This window comes from Streptomyces sp. NPDC059456 (assembly GCF_042750055.1).
Lineage (GTDB): Bacteria > Actinomycetota > Actinomycetes > Streptomycetales > Streptomycetaceae > Streptomyces.
This window is the reverse complement of the sequence record NZ_JBHYVA010000116.1, coordinates 1-16,499: the sequence shown is the minus strand read 5'-3', so window position 1 is coordinate 16,499 and position 16,499 is coordinate 1. Positions and strand designations below refer to the sequence as shown.

At 69.9% G+C, this 16,499-nt stretch carries 15 protein-coding genes; 5 read left to right on the top strand and 10 right to left on the bottom strand.

Annotated features, from left to right (window positions below; all coding sequences use genetic code 11):
• Window positions 1-91: 91 nt before the first annotated feature.
• Window positions 92-1,759, bottom strand: a complete 1,668-nt coding sequence (locus ACFXA3_RS13405) for a beta-1,3-glucanase family protein (protein WP_385186161.1) — start codon at window positions 1,757-1,759, stop codon at window positions 92-94.
• A gap of 109 nt (window positions 1,760-1,868) precedes the next feature.
• Complete coding sequence (locus tag ACFXA3_RS13400) at window positions 1,869-3,128, bottom strand: family 16 glycosylhydrolase (protein WP_385186158.1); 1,260 nt, start codon at window positions 3,126-3,128, stop codon at window positions 1,869-1,871.
• A 699-nt stretch (window positions 3,129-3,827) separates the two neighbouring features.
• Here ACFXA3_RS13400 and ACFXA3_RS13395 point away from each other — a divergent pair.
• On the top strand, window positions 3,828-4,058 hold the full coding sequence (locus ACFXA3_RS13395) for a DUF1918 domain-containing protein (protein WP_385186155.1): 231 nt from the start codon (window positions 3,828-3,830) through the stop codon (window positions 4,056-4,058).
• A gap of 321 nt (window positions 4,059-4,379) precedes the next feature.
• On the opposite strand, the gene ACFXA3_RS13390 is transcribed toward ACFXA3_RS13395, so the two are convergent.
• Complete coding sequence (locus tag ACFXA3_RS13390) at window positions 4,380-5,561, bottom strand: ISL3 family transposase (protein ID WP_385186153.1); 1,182 nt, start codon at window positions 5,559-5,561, stop codon at window positions 4,380-4,382.
• Between the two features lie 251 nt (window positions 5,562-5,812).
• Here ACFXA3_RS13390 and ACFXA3_RS13385 point away from each other — a divergent pair, with 251 nt between their 5' ends.
• Together ACFXA3_RS13385 and ACFXA3_RS13380 are read left to right on the top strand one after the other, a co-directional pair.
• The gene (locus ACFXA3_RS13385; protein ID WP_385186151.1) at window positions 5,813-6,343 is read left to right on the top strand and encodes a GNAT family N-acetyltransferase; all 531 of its coding nucleotides are present in this window, start codon (window positions 5,813-5,815) and stop codon (window positions 6,341-6,343) included.
• Window positions 6,344-6,479: 136 nt separating this feature from the next.
• A complete protein-coding gene (locus tag ACFXA3_RS13380; RefSeq protein WP_385186148.1) occupies window positions 6,480-7,118 on the top strand; it encodes a hypothetical protein in 639 nt (212 codons plus the stop codon).
• An 896-nt stretch (window positions 7,119-8,014) separates the two neighbouring features.
• Here the strand turns inward: ACFXA3_RS13380 and ACFXA3_RS13375 are convergent.
• From ACFXA3_RS13375 to ACFXA3_RS13345, 7 genes are all read right to left on the bottom strand, one after another.
• Window positions 8,015-8,866, bottom strand: coding sequence for an IS5 family transposase (locus ACFXA3_RS13375; protein WP_385186163.1), 852 nt, complete (start codon window positions 8,864-8,866; stop codon window positions 8,015-8,017).
• Window positions 8,867-9,055: 189 nt separating this feature from the next.
• Window positions 9,056-9,520: a hypothetical protein gene (locus ACFXA3_RS13370; RefSeq protein ID WP_385186145.1), complete on the bottom strand. Its 465-nt coding sequence runs from the start codon at window positions 9,518-9,520 to the stop codon at window positions 9,056-9,058.
• Window positions 9,521-9,522: 2 nt separating this feature from the next.
• Window positions 9,523-10,002 (bottom strand): hypothetical protein, encoded by a 480-nt coding sequence (locus ACFXA3_RS13365; RefSeq protein ID WP_385186142.1) that lies wholly within the window; start codon window positions 10,000-10,002, stop codon window positions 9,523-9,525.
• A 49-nt stretch (window positions 10,003-10,051) separates the two neighbouring features.
• Entirely contained in the window at window positions 10,052-10,417 is a 366-nt protein-coding gene (locus tag ACFXA3_RS13360) for a hypothetical protein (protein WP_385186139.1), read from the bottom strand.
• A 488-nt stretch (window positions 10,418-10,905) separates the two neighbouring features.
• Window positions 10,906-11,298, bottom strand: coding sequence for a hypothetical protein (locus ACFXA3_RS13355; protein WP_385186138.1), 393 nt, complete (start codon window positions 11,296-11,298; stop codon window positions 10,906-10,908).
• 113 nt (window positions 11,299-11,411) lie between these two features.
• Window positions 11,412-11,810, bottom strand: a complete 399-nt coding sequence (locus tag ACFXA3_RS13350; RefSeq protein ID WP_385186135.1) for a hypothetical protein — start codon at window positions 11,808-11,810, stop codon at window positions 11,412-11,414.
• 440 nt (window positions 11,811-12,250) lie between these two features.
• A complete protein-coding gene (locus ACFXA3_RS13345; RefSeq protein WP_385186132.1) occupies window positions 12,251-15,265 on the bottom strand; it encodes a BTAD domain-containing putative transcriptional regulator in 3,015 nt (1,004 codons plus the stop codon).
• Window positions 15,266-15,433: 168 nt separating this feature from the next.
• Between ACFXA3_RS13345 and ACFXA3_RS13340 the strand changes: the two genes are divergently transcribed.
• Both ACFXA3_RS13340 and ACFXA3_RS13335 read left to right on the top strand, forming a co-directional pair.
• Window positions 15,434-15,955, top strand: coding sequence for a hypothetical protein (locus ACFXA3_RS13340; protein ID WP_385186129.1), 522 nt, complete (start codon window positions 15,434-15,436; stop codon window positions 15,953-15,955).
• Between the two features lie 67 nt (window positions 15,956-16,022).
• The gene (locus ACFXA3_RS13335) at window positions 16,023-16,466 is read left to right on the top strand and encodes a hypothetical protein (protein WP_385186127.1); all 444 of its coding nucleotides are present in this window, start codon (window positions 16,023-16,025) and stop codon (window positions 16,464-16,466) included.
• Window positions 16,467-16,499 lie beyond the last annotated feature (33 nt).

Here is a 16,499-nt window from a genome sequence, read left to right as displayed (position 1 = left end):
AACGGCTCGATCCACTTCGGATCATCCGCCGAGATCACCCCGCCCATGCCCAACCAACACCACAACCACCACAACGGTTACGGGACAACCTCTAGGCGAAGGAGAACCAGTTGACGTTGACGAAGTCGGAGGACTGGCCGCTGTCGAAGGTCAGATAGACGTCGTGGGTTCCGGTGGTGCGGCGGATGTCGGCGGGGACGGTGCGCCAGGCCTGCCAGCCGCCGGTGTTGGCGACGGCGAAGCCGCCGACCGGGGTGGCTGTGGGGCTGTCGAGGCGGACCTGGACCAGGCCGCTGACTCCGCCGGCGGCCCCTGAAGCGACGCGGGCGTCGAAGCGGGTGGCGCCGGTGGAGCCGAAGGCGACGGCCGAGAACTTGAGCCAGTCGCCGTTGGACAGATGGCTGACGTCGGATCCGCCGCCGCCGTCGGAGCAGGCCTCCACCTGTGCTCCGGACTGGGCGTTGAATGCCTCGGCCTGGATGGTGGTGAAGGCGCTGACCCCGCCGCCGGTGGCGGTGGCGGTCGGCGTGGGGGCTGGTGTGCTGCCGCCGCCGGCCACACCGCCGACCGTGATGGTCCAGCGGCCGGGGGAGCCGGACTGCACCTTGCCCTCGAAGTCGACTCCGGCCGGATGAACGTCGTCGTAGGGGAAGGCGTACCCGAGATGGTCGGGGGTGGTGTCGTGCAGGATGCGGGCGTAGTGGTTGGTGCGAGGCCGGGTGTAGAAGGCGGCAGGCTCCTCGGCGGTCGGCTGGTGGGGGTTGTCCAGCAGGGTGGTGCGGTTGAAGGCGGCGGCGAGCCGTGCGCTGAGATTGCCCATCAGGTCGTTGCCCGTGGTGAAGGGGGTGTCGCTGCAGGAGAAGATCGAAAGGGTGGACGGCTTGGCGAAGCTGCCGACTCCGGGGAAGGCGAGGACATCGCCGTTCACCCGGCCGGTGACGGTTCCCCAGGTGAACTGGGTGTCGATGCGCAGGTCGGTGGAGCGATACTTGTTCCACACCTCGTCCACGTAGCCGTCGAAGTAGCCGCGGAACAAGGCGTTGTTGCCGCGGATCGCCAGATTGGGGCTGAGTACGCGCAAGTCGCGGCCGCCCGCGGTGACGATCAGCCGGTTCCAGTCGCTGCCGTCGGCGGCGGACTGGGCCCGTAGCGCGGCGGCGACCCGGGACAGTCCGTCGGCGGGCAGCCCGCGCACCCTCTGGGTGCCTTGGCCGGTCTCCAGTTGGAAGGCGATCGGCAGCGAGACCATGTCGACGAACGTGATGTTGGCGTACAGCTGGTCGCTGTTGAAGGTGAATTCGCAGAAGTCGTGAGCGACGTTCGCGTTGGGGTCGGTGGGGTTGCTCACCGACGGCAGGGCCAGACCGCCGCCGCGGTTCACCAGGAAGGTGAGCTTCGTGCCGACGGAGAAGTAGATACGGCCGCTGTCGAGGCGCGGCAGCGTCACCCTCCGCGGTCCGGCGCCGGACTCGTTGAGCGGGATGGCACAGTCGACCCCGAGCGGCGTCTGATCGTTGGCCGGAGCCGGCGGGTGGTACAGGCTGGAGCCGTTGGCCTGGATGAAGGCCCAGGTGCCGCCGGCCGCCGGGTCACGGCCGAGTACGTAGGCGTACACCGTGTTGTTGCCGGTGGTGTTCACCAGGTCCAGGGGAAGCGTGGCGGTGGTGGACGCGTTGGCGCTCATCTCGAGCCAGGCTGCCGCGGCGGGCACGGCCAGGGCCAGGCCCGCTGTCGCGGCGAGGAGTTTTCTACGGGGCATGGTTCGTTGGTGGCGAGCCGTCACGGTGGGGGTCCGTTCTTCGTGAGGTCGGGCGGGGGAGCCTCGGACGCGGGGACGGGGGAGAAGGGAGGGCAACGGGGCTGGTGGGTCAGCCGACCGTCCACTTCTGGTTGGCGGCGCCGGTGCAGGTCCAGGTCTGCAACCGGGTGCCGTCGGCTGAGGAGTTACCCTTGGCATCCAGGCACTTGTCCGCACCGGTGTTGGTGAGGTCACGAGCGGCGGTGTACGTCCACTTCTGGGCGTTGGTGCCGTTGCAGGTGTAGAGCTGGACGACGGCGCCGTCGGCGGTGGAGCCGCCCGCGACGTCCAGGCACTTGCCGAGGGCGCGGACGGTGCCGTCGCCCCCGATGGTCCACTGCTGGGCCGCGCTGCCGGTGCAGTCGTGCAGCTGGATGGGGGTGCGGTCGGCGTCGGAGCCTCCGGCGACGTCGACGCACATGCCGCCGATGCCACGGATCGGGCGTGCGGCGGGGGCGCCGGCGGAGGAGGCGCGGACGTAGTCGACGGTCATCGTCTGCGGGAAGGACGTGGAGGCGTCCGGGCTGCCGGGCCAGTCCCCACCGACCGCCAGGTTGAGGATGACGAAGAACGGGTGGTCGAAGACCCACTTGTTGCCGCCGGTGTCGGCCGGCGTGAGGGTCTTGTACGTGGTGCCGTCCACCGACCAGGCGAGGGAGTTCGGGCTCCAGTCGACGGCGAACACGTGGAAGTCGTCGGCGAAGGCGCGGCCGCCGGGCAGGTTGTACGCGGCGCTGAGGCCGCCCGCTCCGGAGTAGCCGGGGCCGTGGACCGTACCGTGCACGGTGTTGGGTTCGCGGCCGATGTTCTCCATGATGTCGATCTCGCCGTTGTCGGGCCAGCCCACGCTGCCGAGGTCGTTGCCGAGCATCCAGAAGGCGGGCCAGATGCCCTGTCCGCGCGGGATTTTGATGCGGGCTTCGAAGCGGCCGTACGCCTGGGTGAAGGCTTTGGCGGTGTTCAGCCGGGCCGAGGTGTATTGGCACTGCCCGTACCAGCAGCCGAGGCCGGCGTCGGTGTTCTTCCGCGCGGTGATGACGAGGTTGCCCTGGCCGTCGAGCGCGGCGTTCGAGGTGCTGTTGGTGTAGTACTGCAGCTCGTGGTTGCCGAAGCCGGAACCGCCGGTCTCAAGCGTCCACTTGGCGGTGTCAGGAGCGCGCCCGGCCGCGCCGTCGAACTCGTCGGACCAGGTCTGTGCGACAACTGCGGCACCGGCGGGCGGGGCGACCGAACGGGTGAAGGACATGAGCACCGCCGCGACCAGGGCGGTGGCCAGGAGGAGCACCACTGCGCCGAGAGAGCGACGACGTGCGCGATGAGCAGCAGCCATGGGCATGGTTCCTTGTCTGGGCGGGGGAGGAGGAGGGGTGCCAGGCCGGGCAGAGCGTGAAGAATGACAGGAGGGGTTCGAGAGCGCTCTCAAACGTGACGCAATGTCACCTGAGGCAGTGAGTATTACGGAGGGGTAACCGTCATGGCAACGTCAGACGCCACTCCTCGCACGCCTCTGAGCTGCGGTTTTCTCTTGCAGCCTTCGGCTTAACGATCTCTTAAGGCTGGCTTGATGCAGAGAGGCGTGAATCGGAGCCCCACGTGATCGTCGGCCGGACGGCCGCCGCGGGTACTCGGCACGGGCGTCCGGACCGCGTGCTCCCCGGCCACGCACCCAGCCCCGGCCGACGGTTCCTCGTGCATGCGCAGGCGTCCGGCGCCGCGCAGCCCGTCGATCGGTGCACCGGCGTCGGTCCGCGACACCAGACACCTCGACGAGCAGCGCTGCCGGCCCCGTACGGGAAGCCGGGCGGCAGGTCCATCCGGGAGCTGGCGCCGGGAAGGACCTGTGCCGCGCCGACTCAAGCGTGTGCAGGGTCAGGCGGTGTGCAGCGTGAAGGGCTCCCGCAGCGCTGGGCAGGCCGTGCGTGTCGTTCGGTCCGTTCGGATCGTGTGCAACCCCTCGTTCAAACGCAGTAAGCATCCGACCACAGGGATCTCAGTGACGGGGCGGGGGTAATGCCCTCCTGCACGGTTGATGTTCGTGAAGGTGGCTGGAGGCGAATATTCGCGCCGCGCAGTGGTTGGAGACCTGCTCCGTATCCATTCCCGGGCGGTAGGGCTGAAGGATCGACAGGGCGAGATCGTGGAAGTGCGCGGCCTGGATGGTGGACCGTCGTACCCGGTCAGGTTCGGTGACGGCCATGAATCGCTGGTCCATCCAGGGCCGGACTGCATCCTTGAGTCAAGGGCGCTGGAGGAAACTTGACTGGCCGCGTTCATTCGGGCCGCGGCACCCAGACAGCGGTCTCCGCATCCCCAGTACGTCCGTCAACGACACACTGGGTCCCGACGATCAGGTGATCCAAAAGAAGCAGCGCAACTGGGTGTTTCTGGCGGAGGTGGCGCGGATGGCGAGGGTGGGCCGGGCCGCGGTTGTGAACTGGCGCCGGCGGCACGACGCCTTTCCCGACCCGTTGGCTGGCACGGACGTCCGCCGCACGGGGCCGGAGGTCAGTACTCCGCAACAAGCCGATCCCGGCCCGGTGACGAATCACATCCGGCCATCGCCCCGGCCGGATCCCGGGGGCTACGGTCTGCGCGACGGCGGGACTCGCAGAAGGAGAAGACCATGCGAGCGGTACGGGGGCAGGCGGCCATGGCCGTCCTCGCGGTGTGCGGGATACTGGCGCTGAGCGCCTGTCAGAACGGCGACGACCAGGCCGCCGTACCGGACGCGAAGCCCAGTGCGGCCGCACCGGCGGCGCCCACCACCACGACCGCCGTGCCGGCCCCCTCGAAGACCGGCGCGGCGCCCAAGCCCTCTGCGACCGTCACCCCGGCGGGGAAGAATCCTCCCGCCCCGGCCCCGCCCTCCGTGCCGCGCTGCCTTCTTCCGCTCGGCCCGCCGGCCGACGGGCGCCAGCTGCGGCCGACCGGAACCCAGGGTGGCCCCCGGCGGCATGCCGCTGGGCGATGGGTTGCGCAGACAGTCGCGGTGGGCGGCGACGCAGGTCTCCACGGCTCGGCCGAGGCCCTGCCACAGATGGAACCGGTCGGCGACCTGCAGAGCGTCGGGGGCACCGCGCCGGGCACCCTCTGCGTATGCACCGGCCCGGTCCCGACAGATGATCTCCACGCCGGGGTGGCGAATCAGCCAAGCGGCCAGCGGCCCGGCCTCACGGGTCGGGAGCACGTCAACCACGCGATGGTCTTCGACGCTGGTCAAGACAGTCGAGTAGGTCTGGCCGCGACGGATCGCGAAGTCATCCACGCCCAGCACACGCGGAGTACTGAACTGCGGATCGGGCAGTGCCATGACCCTGCGTAACAAGGCCATCCGTCCTGCTCCGAACCCCAGCTGGGCCGACAGCCGAGCGCCGGCCCGCCCGGCCAGCGCGAGCCCCACCCGCTCCAAGGCGCGGTTGAGCCGAGTCGTGAACCGAACATGCGGGGCGGCCAGCCGCGAGAACGGCTCGGCGAACGTCCGGCGCGGGCAGTCCATCGACCCGCAGATGAAGCGCCGGACCGTCAGCCGGATCACAAAGCCCTGCTCAGCAAGCGGAAGGTCCTTCAGTCTGCGCTGGTAACGGTCGTGGACCCGGCCCCAAAAACGGCCGCAGTCCGGACCCGCCGCCCCGGCCGCACGGCCGCTCGCCACCACCTCGACCGTGCCGAACGCGGCCGTAACCGCCACGACATCCACATCGTGGATCCCGTCGAACACCAGCGAATCCCAGAACGGCGCATCGGTCTGCATGACCAGCACCATCACCGCCCACAGTCGCCGCCAGCGGTGACAGGCAGACACCTGAGGGAGCGTCATTTTCGACTGTCCGACGATAGGGCGTACGCGGTCGCATGCCAGCCCACCTCCTCACAATCGAACATGGAGGTTACGCTCCGCGACGGCTCCCCAAGATCTGTGCCAGAACCGAGAACTGAAGGCATCCGACCCTCCTCCCACATGGCCGTCGGCTCCTTGATCTTGCTCTCACACGCAGACCTGTTCATGATCGTCCTATGAGTGAGCACTCCGTAACCTTGGACAAGATTGTTTTGGAGGACTGGCCGGCCGTGCACTCGTGGGCGCGACTCCCGGAGGTGTGCCGCTTTCAGCCCTGGGGGCCGAACACCGAGGCCCAGACGCAGGACTTCGTGGACTCTGCGGTCAAGGCCTGGTCGCAAACCCCTCAGCGTCGGTTCCCTTACGTCGCCCGCGTCGGGCGGGATGTGGTGGGCATGGGGGAGCTGCACGTCCGCAGCCACAAGCAGCGCCAAGGCGAGATCTCATACATCGTGCATCCCCGGGCATGGGGGCAGGGCATCGGCACGGCGATAGGTCGCCAGCTGCTCGCACACGGGTTCGGCGAGTTGGGGCTCCACCGGATCCATGCCACCTGTGATCCGAGAAATCTCGGCTCCTCCCGAGTCCTGTCCAAGATCGGCATGACGCATGAGGGACGCCTGCGCCACACGGCGCTGCTCCACGACGGCTGGCGAGACTCCATGATCTTCAGCAGCCTCGAAGGGGAATGGCGGTCCCCTGCGTAACCCCGCCAGCGGTGCTGTCGTTTTCGTGAACTTCGACCTCGGCGTCGACCGGGTGCCTTCCAAACCCGTGAACCACTGACTTCACGACCCGTGAACAAAGCCAATCCCCCTCTACGACGCCCAGGAGATCGCGCTTTTGGAGATGGTCGGCCCGCACGTGGACTGGCGGGCCGTGCGCACCGCCCGGGCGGGGAGTCGCTCCCCGCTCCCCGCTCTCGATCCGGTCGTTGCGGGGCAGGATCGGGTGTTGTTGGTGGGGGTGGCGCGGATGGCCAGGGTGGGCCGGGCCGCGGTGGCGTGCTGGCGCCGCCGGCATCCCGACTTCCCCGACCCGGTGGCCGGCACGGACGTCCACCCGCAGTTCGATTGCGGCGCGGTCGTGGCCTGGCTCTTGGCCCACGACAAGATCGGCGTGCCCACGGGGCCGACGGTCGCCTCACTCGTGCTGACCGGGCCCGGCGGTGCCGCCCGCCGGTTCCGCCTCGATGACCCGTGGCTGTCCCTGGCCGACGACGCGGCCAGCGAGGTCTCGTTGTCCGGCTGGTCCGCCGACGCAGACGCCGATGTGTTGGCCGAGCTGGCAACGGGAGGGTTGGGGGCGTCGCTGCGTCGGCTGACCGCGCCTGGCACGAGCCCGATGGCGGTGCCCGTCTCCTGGTGCTCCGAGCACGGAGACGCGGTCAATCCGGCGATGGAAGGGCACCCCGGCGGCGGGATCCGCTGCACCGCGCTTGCACGGTCGCGTGCCGATGCGTGCGTCTCGGACCCCGTCTGACCTGCGGGGAACAAGCCGTGGTGGCTGACCCGTCGGGGGTGGCCACGTGCATGCGGCGTCGCTGGGTCAGGCAGCCACAGTGCGGCGCGCAGTTCTCCCCATTTCCCGTGGCTCGCATATGTGCGAGCAGTACGAGGTCGAGCTTGTTGGCTGGAAAGGGCTGGTTGCCCATCAGGTACGCGCAGGTGAAGGTGAGGTCATGAACAAACTGTCATCTGTACGCAACAAACCGATGAAGGCACTCGGTGTCCTGCTTTTTGCCGGTGCGGCAGCCCTCATGGTTTCCGGCCCGGCTTCGGCCAGCACCGACTGGCAGGTTGTCACTACCGACTCTGGGGCTCCGGGCGGAATCGCTCAGTGGGAAGGTCCGGACACGTTCAGGGTCTGTGACAACCAGCCTGACGGACTTCGCGCTTGGGGCCGAGCCTCGTGGACCGACAGCGGGGGCACGCACTACGTGTCCATCGAGGACGCGAACGGGGCCGGTACGTGCACCACGGGTCACACGATCTCCTTCAGTGGGAGCACTACCGTCCACCTGGACATCTGTCTTCGGTCCGGTCCCACCGGGGCGATCCGGTACTGCCGCAACGGAAGTGGGCCGGCCAACTGAGATACGGCTGGACTGACCAGATGGCCTCTCCAGGGTTATCTGCTGGGTAAGGTTCGCCTGCTCTCGCACTTGTTCGACACAAGACGGAGAAGCTCCCGGACCACACTGGGTCTGAGGGCTTCTTCTCCGTGGCAGGTTCTGTGGCGGCTGGTCATCCGGTGGGCTCTGCGCACGGCCAGCAGCAGCCGAGGGTGCGGGGATGACGTAACCGCGGTCCGTGCGGCAGGTGGGGCAGGTACGGCGGGCTTTCATGGCGGCGGCTAAGAGGGCATCTGATCAAGCTTCATACGCTTGTGGGCAGGATGTCCGTTTCGATTCGCCAGGTTGGTGAAGATTCTCCGGTGAGCTCACGGCTCATTTTGTTAGCCATCGCCCAGTGGATCATCATCCGGGATCTCTGCGGCAGGGCTTCGTAGTCACGCGCCAGGCGGCGGTGCTGCATCAGCCAGCCGAAGGTGCGCTCGATCACCCATCGCTTGGGCAGCGGCTCGAAGCCCTTCGTTCGTGGTCGTTGCACCACTTCGACGTCGATCCCCAAAGCGGCGCCGTGCTGGATGACACTGGTCTGGTAGCGGCCGTCGGCCCAGACCTTGGTCACACCCGGATGGGCCGCGGCCAACTCCGTCAGAATCTGCTTGCCTCCTGCTGAGTCGTGGACCGAGGCGGCAGTGACAAGGACGGCCAGGAGCAGCCCGAGGGTGTCGGTGATCAGGTGTCGTTTGCGTCCTTTGATCTTCTTGTCGGCGTCGATGCCCTGACTGGCTTCGGAGACATTGCTCGAGGTCTTCACGCTCTGCGCGTCCACCACGGCCGCGGACGGCTCGGCGCTTCGGGTGTTCGCCAGGCGGGTCCTGTCGCGCAAGAGGTCATGGACCAGCTCGGTTGTTCCGTCCGCCTCCCACTTGGCGAAGCAGTCGTAGACGGTCTTGAACGGCGGGAAATCGTGGGGCAGGTACTCCCACGGAATACCGGTGCGGTTGACGTAGAGGATCGCGTTCACGATCTCTCTCAGGTCGTGCACCCGCGCTGCGGTCCCGGGCCCTGATCGTGCGGCCCGCCAGGCGACGAACACCGGCTCGATCAAGGCACAGCGGGCATCCCAGACGTCACTGCGATACGCACGCCGAGCAGTCATACCCCAGGCAACGGCCACCGTCGCCTGCAGTCACAACAACATCCCCAAACACCAACTATCCAGATCAGATGCCCCCCTTACGCCGTGTCGGCCGACGACGGCCAGAGCCGGCGCGCACCAGGCCGCGAACGAGCCGCTGATGGTCAACGGCCACTCGGGCCGAGCCGGCCCGGTTCGCCTGCGCCGCTGTCACGGCTTGAACAGCACTCCCCGCCAGGTCCAGCCCGCGCCGAGGACGGTTCGCTGCAGGGGGTTCCTCATGTCCTGCGTGCTGAAGCGGAACGTCTCGGTTTTGTGTCGGCGGCCGTCCGACCCCTTGGTGTTCTCCCACTGCCGGAACACCTTGTTCGCCGGTCCGCGGCCGTACTGCCTACGGGCGCTGTCGGCCGTGGGTTCCCATTGCTCCTCCAGGACGCGCACCTCGTGCGCCGCGGGGTCCAGGCGCATCCGGGTCTTCAAGGTCACGTCCAGCGCCGGATACTCGAATTCCGCCACCAGGTCGGCGCCTTCCTTCGGGGTGCCCTCGCGCACGACGAACCGTACGCCCGGGCCGTTGAGCGCGAGCAGCGCGGCCCGGACCTCCGGGGCGGGCCGTGCGCCGACACCGTGGCGCGGGTACCTGGTCCCGGTCCACCTGTCCGTGAGGCGGCCCATGGCTAGGCCCCCGCCGCGGAGTCCGGGCGTACGCTGCGGACGAAATCCTGGAACTCGCCCAGGACCGCGTCGTGTTGGGCGGCGGTGGCGGTCAAGGTCAGCCGGACCACCGCACGCTTGCGCGGATCCACGACGTCCTGCAGGGACAGGTACACCTGGGACTGGACGAGGTCGCGGCGAGCGTCGCCGACGACGGCCGAGAGGGCCACGCGCTGGGTCAGGGCCGGTGCGTCGGGGGAGCCTACCTCGTGGCGGTCGGTCACCTCCGCCGAGTCGGCGGCACGGCGCAGTCGCTCCGCCGACTCGTCGGCGAGCCCGGCCAGAGTCTCGGTCTCCGTCAGGAAATCGCCGTCGACGGCGATGTTGGCGGCGAACCCGGCATCCGGACGGGGGTGTACCGCGGCGAAGGCCACACCCTCGGCGTCGACCTCGTTCGGCTTGGCCGGGAGCCAGCCCTCCGGCAAGCGGAATTCGATGGGCACGGGTGGTTTTGCGGGCATTTCAGAGCCCCCCTTTCCACGGAAACGTACATCAGTCGAACATGCCGGCCAAGGCGTCAGCGGCGTCGCCGACGGCCTCGGAAACCTTGTGCGGATCGAAGGTGATTTCGAGTCCCACCTTGCCGCCGACGAGGGGGGAGAGACCCGCGTCGCCGCCGAGCTTCCACACGCCGGTTTCCTTGTCCTTCTTGTAACCCCACCAGGCTTCCGCACCGGGGCCCGCCCATCCTTCGGCGTTCATGCCGACGCCCAGTCCGAAAGCTTCGGCACCGCCGGCGAGGGTCCCCTTGGCGCCCACGAACCCCTTCGCGCCGACGGTAACCTCCTCCTTGGTCGCCTTGGCGGTGAGGCTGCCCTCGATGCCGGCGAATCCCTCCGCCCGCGCGTACTGCCCCACGTAGCCGTACTCGGCCCGGCCCTCGGCCAGTGCCCGTACTCCGGCGGACGCCTCGGCCTTGGAGGCGAACCCTGGTCGGTGAATCCGAAGTTCGCGGTGGCTCGGCCCCCGCCGTAGGCGTCGGCGATCCCGGAGAGCTTCAGGTCCCCCTCGGACATCGATCCCTGTGCGGTTTCGTGGAAGACGTCTGCGTACGCCTTGGCCGAGCCCTCCTTACCGTACTTGGGCCCGCTGAAGGTGTGGCCGATCTTGTCCTCTTTCGTCCCGGCGCTGGATTGGTCGGGCTTCATGGCCTTGGCCAGGTCGCCTTCAGCGCCAGCGTTGAACCCGCTGAGGGTCTCGTCAGTGCCCTTGCCGAAAGCGTCCTTGTTGCTGTCGGCGCTGGCTCGTCCGAGGGCGGTCTTGACGCCCTCATCGAGCTCGGCGATGGCCTTCACACGGTCGTCGATGTGGTTCTGCCACTTGGTGACGGCGGTGCGTATGGATGTTTAGCCATCGGGGTCGTGGTGGTAGGCGCTGCGCTCGGCAGGCGTGGGTTTGGCGTAGTCGAAGGCGACTTGGCCCTGCGCGGAGACGGTCATGCCGGCGGCTATCGCGTCGTCCCGGGCGCTTTCGAGCTTCTTTCTGAGCTCAGTGAACTTCTCGTGGGCCCCCCGCAGCAGACTGGCGATGGCCTTGGCCTGGATCTGTGCGGCGGAGAACTCGTAGCGGGTTCCCGCGAAAGTCGCGTGGGCAACCCCGGAGCTGACACCCGCCCAGTTCCCGCCCGTGGTGATCTTCTGGACGCTTTCCCCGTAGTGGGTCTCGACCTTGTTCAGCTCACCCGCCATCTCCTCCCACTTGGAGGCGGCGGTCGTCAGCACACCCAGACCGGCGGTCATGGCTTTGTCGTACGTCAGCACTGCAGCCCCCTGCAGACCGTTCCACTTCGACCTCTTGAACGGTCAACACCCATCGCGGAATCTGATCATATGTACGGCAGTTGCCGAAGCCCTCAGCGTGGGTTCCAGGGGCGTGTCATCTCCACCAGCACGTCGTGGGGCCACGTGCCGTGCTCGAAGAAGTGCTCCACGGCCCGGCAGGCGACGGGGAAGGGGACGGTTTCCCTGTCGGAGTACGTGTCGTTCTGCCCGCTGGACAGCAGGTATCCGCCAGAGAAGCCCTCGCCGCGCGGATCGACCAGGTGCTCCCCGGGGCCCCCTGCACCGTCGGTCAGGGCGACCAACGCGCGCTCACCGTTGGTCACCACGGACAGGAGGCGGCCCCGGCCGTCCTCGAACCACGTCTCTTGGCTCGCCCAGTCCAGCCTGTGGATGAGCAACGACCGGGCTTGCGCACCGGAGTAGCCGTCAGATGCGTAGCCCTGCATGCGCCAGCGCTGGGGTACGGCCATGGAGTCCTCCGATTCGGGTTGCCCGGTACGGATCCGGAGACGGGCTGATTGTCCCACCCGACATTGCGGTACGCCCCGGCTCGATGAGTACGAGGACGAGCTGCCTTGAGTACGTCCGCGGCGGGGGGCCGGGGCTGCTTGGCTGTGCCCATGCGCGAAACGATCACAGCCCCGATCACCGCCCGCCCCACCGATGCCTTGGGCGCAGGAGGGGTGTTGGTGTGGACGACGGCATCGACGGTGGCTCTGATCCCTGTGGCCTCCTTCTTCGGCGCCCTCGCCGCGATGGCTACGGACGCCCGCCCCCGGGCCGTTGCGGTCACCACGGCCTTCTGGTGGGCGTCCTGGACCGCTACCCCGCTGCTCGTGGTGGTCTCCCGGCTGTTCCCCCGGCCGCCCTGCACTGGCCAGAGGGCGCCGTTGGGCCGGGCGCGCGCGGCTCAGGCGGCCGTATCCGGATCGACCCCGGCCCCGATCGCGTAGCGGAGGGCCTGTTCCGTGGTCATGGCAGCACCCCGCTTCTGCGCCTCGGCGAGAACGGCCTCGTCCAGTTCGGCATGGACGCGCCGCTCGAAGGCGTCCAGCAGGGGCTGTTCCACCGCGGCGGGTCTGCGGCCCGTCGAGGCCCGCAGGGGTTCCACGGCGGCCAGCAGCGTCGCCGCCCGCTGCGGGCGCCCGGCATCGGCCTCCCGGCGCGCGGCGGTCGCGAGGGCGTCCACGGCCGGCATCCAGAGGCCCTCGTCGGCGCAGTCGCGCAGAACGGCGGCCAGCCCTTCGGCGGCGGACCGCCGCTCGCCGGCCGCGTGCAGGTTGCGGGCGTGCTGCGCCCGTCGGCAGACCGTCGCGAACAGGTCGTCGCCGAGGGCCGTGTCGTCGAGCGCGGCGGTCGACAGTGCGGCGGCGCGTCCCGGGTCCCCCGCGTAGTACGCGACCTCGGCCTGCGCCCAGCGGGTGGTGGCCAGTCCCTCGCGCAGGCCGCTGCGTACGAAGACCTCCTCGGCCCGTGCCAGTTGCTCCGCCGCCTCGTCCAGCTCGCCGAGCCCGCACCGGGCGATGGCCAGGGCCACCCGGGCCTCGGCCACGGCCACTTCGCTTCCGTGGGCGAGTACGGGGGCCAGTACGGCTTCGGCGATCCCCGCGGCCTCGGCGGCGCGGCCCTGGAGGCACCGGACGACCGACAGCTGGGCGAACGCCTCCAGTTGCAGTACGACGTCTCCGCACAGCCCTGCGAGACGGGCGGCCTCCTGGAAGTTGCCGGCCGCGTCGCCGAGATCGAGGCTGAAGGAGATCAGCCCCATGGCGTACAGCACACGGCGGCGCGCGGCAGGCGCCTCCGGCTCCAGCCGGGCGAGGGCCCGGCGCGCCCAGTCGAGTCCCTCGCGGGGCAGGCCGGCCCAGAGCCACGACAGGGTGCCGACCAGGTCGACTCCCGGGCCGGAATCGCCGGAACCGAGCGACCAGTCGAGGGCGGCCCGGATGTTGGCCATCTCCTGGCGCACCTCCCGCCTCATGGAGACGGTGTCGCCCGGAGGAGTGCCCGTCCCCGTCCGCCCGGTGAGCGACCGGTAGTACGCGGCGTGCCGATGCCGTGCGGCTTCGGCGCCGCCCGTGAGCGCCATCTGCTCTTCCGCGAACTCCCGTACCGCGCCCAGGAGCCGGTACCGGGCGGGCCGGGCGTCGGGGTCGGCCACGATCAGGGAGCGGTCGACGAGGTCGCGTACGGTCTCCCGCACCCCGCCGGCCGACCCGCCCGGGCCGCGGCCTGCGGGCCCACCCCCACGGCCCACGACCGCCTCCGCCGCATGCAGGGTGAATCCCCCTGCGAACACGGACAGCTCGGCGAGGACCCGTTGTTCGCGGCCGGTCAGCAGCTGGTGGCTCCAGCCGATCGCCGCTCTCAGCGAGCTGTGGCGCGCGGGCCGGGCGCGCCGCCGCGCCAGTACCTCCAACTGTCGGTCGATCCGGTTCGCGACCTCGGCGAGCGGCAGCGCGCGCAGTTGCGCGGCTACCAGTTCCAGGGCGAGCGGCACCCCCTCGGTGGCCCGGCACACCGAGGCCGCCGGCGGCGCCGTCTCGTCGGTCACGGTGAAGGCGGGCAGCCGGGCCGCGGCCCGGTCCATCAGCATGCGGCCCGCCGCCGACCCGAGCAACGCCTCCGCGGAGTCCCCCGACGGCACGTCCAGCGGCCCCACGGTGCGGACGGTCTCCCCGGTCACGGCCAGCGGTTCCCGGCTGGTGGCCAGCAGATGCAGGCCGCCGCACCGGGCCAGCAGGGTGTCGGCCAGGTCGGCGCACGCGTCGAGGACGTGCTCGCAGTTGTCCAGGACGAGCAGGGCGGTCCGCTGGCCCAGGCCGGCGGTCAGCGCCTCGGTGAGGGTCTTTCCCGGCCCTGCGGGCACGCCGAGCGCGGCCGCCACCGCCGCCGGGACGAGATCGGGCCTGCTCACACCGTCCAGTTCGACGACCCACGTGCCGTCCGGCATGTCGGCACCCGCCCGCTGCGCGACGACCAGCGAGAGGCTCGTCTTGCCGATGCCGGGCGGACCGACCAGCGTCACCAGCCGCCGGGCGGTGACGAGGGCCGCGAGCTCCTCCACGTCCCGGTCCCGGCCGAACAGCGGTGCCCGCGCCGCCTGGTCCCGGCCGGACGGGCCCGGTCGTACACCGGGTGCGGACGGTCCGGGCCGGGGCGCGGACGGCTCCGGCAGGGGAGCGGTGGACCCGTCGGCGAGGATCTCCTGGTACAGCGCCCGCAGGGCGGGGCCCGGTTCCACCCCGAGCTCGTCCGACAGGGCGCGGCGGGCGTCCTGGTACGCGGTCAGTGCCTCGGCGTGACGGCCCGCACGGCGCAACGCGGTCATGTACAGCCGGTGCACGGTCTCCCGCAGGGGATGGGAGGCGGCGAGGGCCCGGATCTCCGCGACGAGGTCCGGGCGCGCCCCCAAGGACAGTTCGAGGCCCAGGCACTCCTCGACCACCCCCAGCCTGGCCTCCTCCAGACGTGCGGCCTCGGCCTCCAGGTACTCGGACGGCATTCCCTCGAACGCGGGTCCCCGCCACTGGCCCAGCGCGGTCCGCAGCAGGCGCGCCGCTTCGGCCGGGTCTCCTTCGGCGGCCTCGCGGCGGCCCTCGGCGACGCACCGTACGAAGGTGTCCAGATCGGTGTGCACGGCGTCGGCGGACAGTACGTAGCCGGGCTGCCGGGTCCGTATCGCCTGCGGCCGCAGCGTGTCGTCGAGGGCCCGGCGCAGCGCCGAGACCATGGCCTGGATCTGGGCCCGGGCTGTCGCCGGTGCATCGTCCCCCCAGGCCGCGGCCACCAGCCGCTCCACGGACACGGCGTTCCCGTGGTGCAGGGCGAGGGTGGCAAGCACGGTTCGTGCCCTGCCGCCGGGCAGGGGCACCGTCTCGCCCCGGTCCGTCGCCTCGATCGGCCCGAGCACCTTTAACTCCACCGCCACACGGTGCCAGAGGCCGCATCGCGCAGCAGGTGGTGCAGGCATGTTCAGGCCATTGCGGATCCGGGGCGGATCCATAGCGCGGCCTGCCACTGTCGGGGCAACGGTTTCCGCCCGTCACGGGGGCGGGCGGGACCGGCGCCCGAAAAACGAAGGGACGGACGGATGATCAGGAAGTCGGTATTGGCCGGGATTTCCCTGGGGATGCTCCTGGTGTCGTTGGCCGGAACCGCGACGGCCAGCCCCTCGCGGCCGGAAGGCCCGGCCTTCGCCGCGCCACGCCCGGACGGGGCCGTCGGCCCCACCCTGGCGGCCGGCCTGCCCTGCGGCTGGGGCGACTCGTGCAACAACACCGATCCGGGGAACTACTCCTGGGAGGTCAAGGACACGGACGACCGGGTGAGCGACCCAGGCTGCGCGACCCTGGAGATCCGCTCCGGCCGGAAGGACGGCGCCTGGTACGCGTGGCCCCGTCTGTCGGTCGCCGCCGGGTGCGGCTACTACCAGGGCTGGATAGACCGCTCGTTCGACGACGGCAAGAGCTGGCAGCTGTGGGGCTTCTTCGAGACCGACGGCCCGAACTACGGGAACATGGTCTATTGGCCGGACAACGCCAAGGTCAGGGCCGGTTTCAAACGCCCCTGGGAGGACTGGGGCGACTCCGGGCTCACCAAGTGGCACGGCTGACCGTCGCCTGGTCGGCGCGCCCCGGCGCCCGTCATCCGTTCGTTCCGTTCCCGCTGGAAGGAGAACCGTGTTCCGAAGCACTCGAAGCACTCGAAGCACTCGAAGCACTCGAAGCAATCGAACCGCGAGCAGCGCCCGTGTCGTCCGCGCCGGTGTTGTCATAGCCCTGACAGGAGTCTCGCTGGCGCTCACCGCGCCCGCCCAGGCCCGCACCGCGGCCTGCACCTCCCTGTCCAACGGGGTCCTCTGCACCGTACTGGCCAACCGCAACTACGACTGGGCCCAGGTCCAGAACTCGTACGAGAAGACCGGCGGCAGCACCATCACCGCCCGCTTCGGCCACTACAACCGGGGCGGCACATGGTGGGACCAGGGGGCCTTCACCCAGTCCGCCGGCACCACGCGCTACTTCACCTGGCCCGGATCCGACTACGGGGACTGCTCGTCGGTGGTCGGCTTCATGGACTCCGGCGGCAAGCACTACGAAGTGCCCCCGGTCACGGTCTGCTGACCCGGCGCGGGGCGGGGGGGGGGGGTGGGGGGG

Coding starts and splice junctions, on each gene's coding strand:
- ACFXA3_RS13405 (WP_385186161.1), bottom strand. CDS start 1,759: ATGCCCCGTAGAAAACTCCTCGCCGCGACAGCGGGCCTGGCCCTGGCC.
- ACFXA3_RS13400 (WP_385186158.1), bottom strand. CDS start 3,128: ATGGCTGCTGCTCATCGCGCACGTCGTCGCTCTCTCGGCGCAGTGGTG.
- ACFXA3_RS13395 (WP_385186155.1), top strand. CDS start 3,828: ATGTTCGTGAAGGTGGCTGGAGGCGAATATTCGCGCCGCGCAGTGGTT.
- ACFXA3_RS13390 (WP_385186153.1), bottom strand. CDS start 5,561: ATGGTGCTGGTCATGCAGACCGATGCGCCGTTCTGGGATTCGCTGGTG.
- ACFXA3_RS13385 (WP_385186151.1), top strand. CDS start 5,813: ATGAGTGAGCACTCCGTAACCTTGGACAAGATTGTTTTGGAGGACTGG.
- ACFXA3_RS13375 (WP_385186163.1), bottom strand. CDS start 8,866: ATGACTGCTCGGCGTGCGTATCGCAGTGACGTCTGGGATGCCCGCTGT.
- ACFXA3_RS13370 (WP_385186145.1), bottom strand. CDS start 9,520: ATGGGCCGCCTCACGGACAGGTGGACCGGGACCAGGTACCCGCGCCAC.
- ACFXA3_RS13355 (WP_385186138.1), bottom strand. CDS start 11,298: ATGACCGCCGGTCTGGGTGTGCTGACGACCGCCGCCTCCAAGTGGGAG.
- ACFXA3_RS13350 (WP_385186135.1), bottom strand. CDS start 11,810: ATGGCCGTACCCCAGCGCTGGCGCATGCAGGGCTACGCATCTGACGGC.
- ACFXA3_RS13340 (WP_385186129.1), top strand. CDS start 15,434: ATGATCAGGAAGTCGGTATTGGCCGGGATTTCCCTGGGGATGCTCCTG.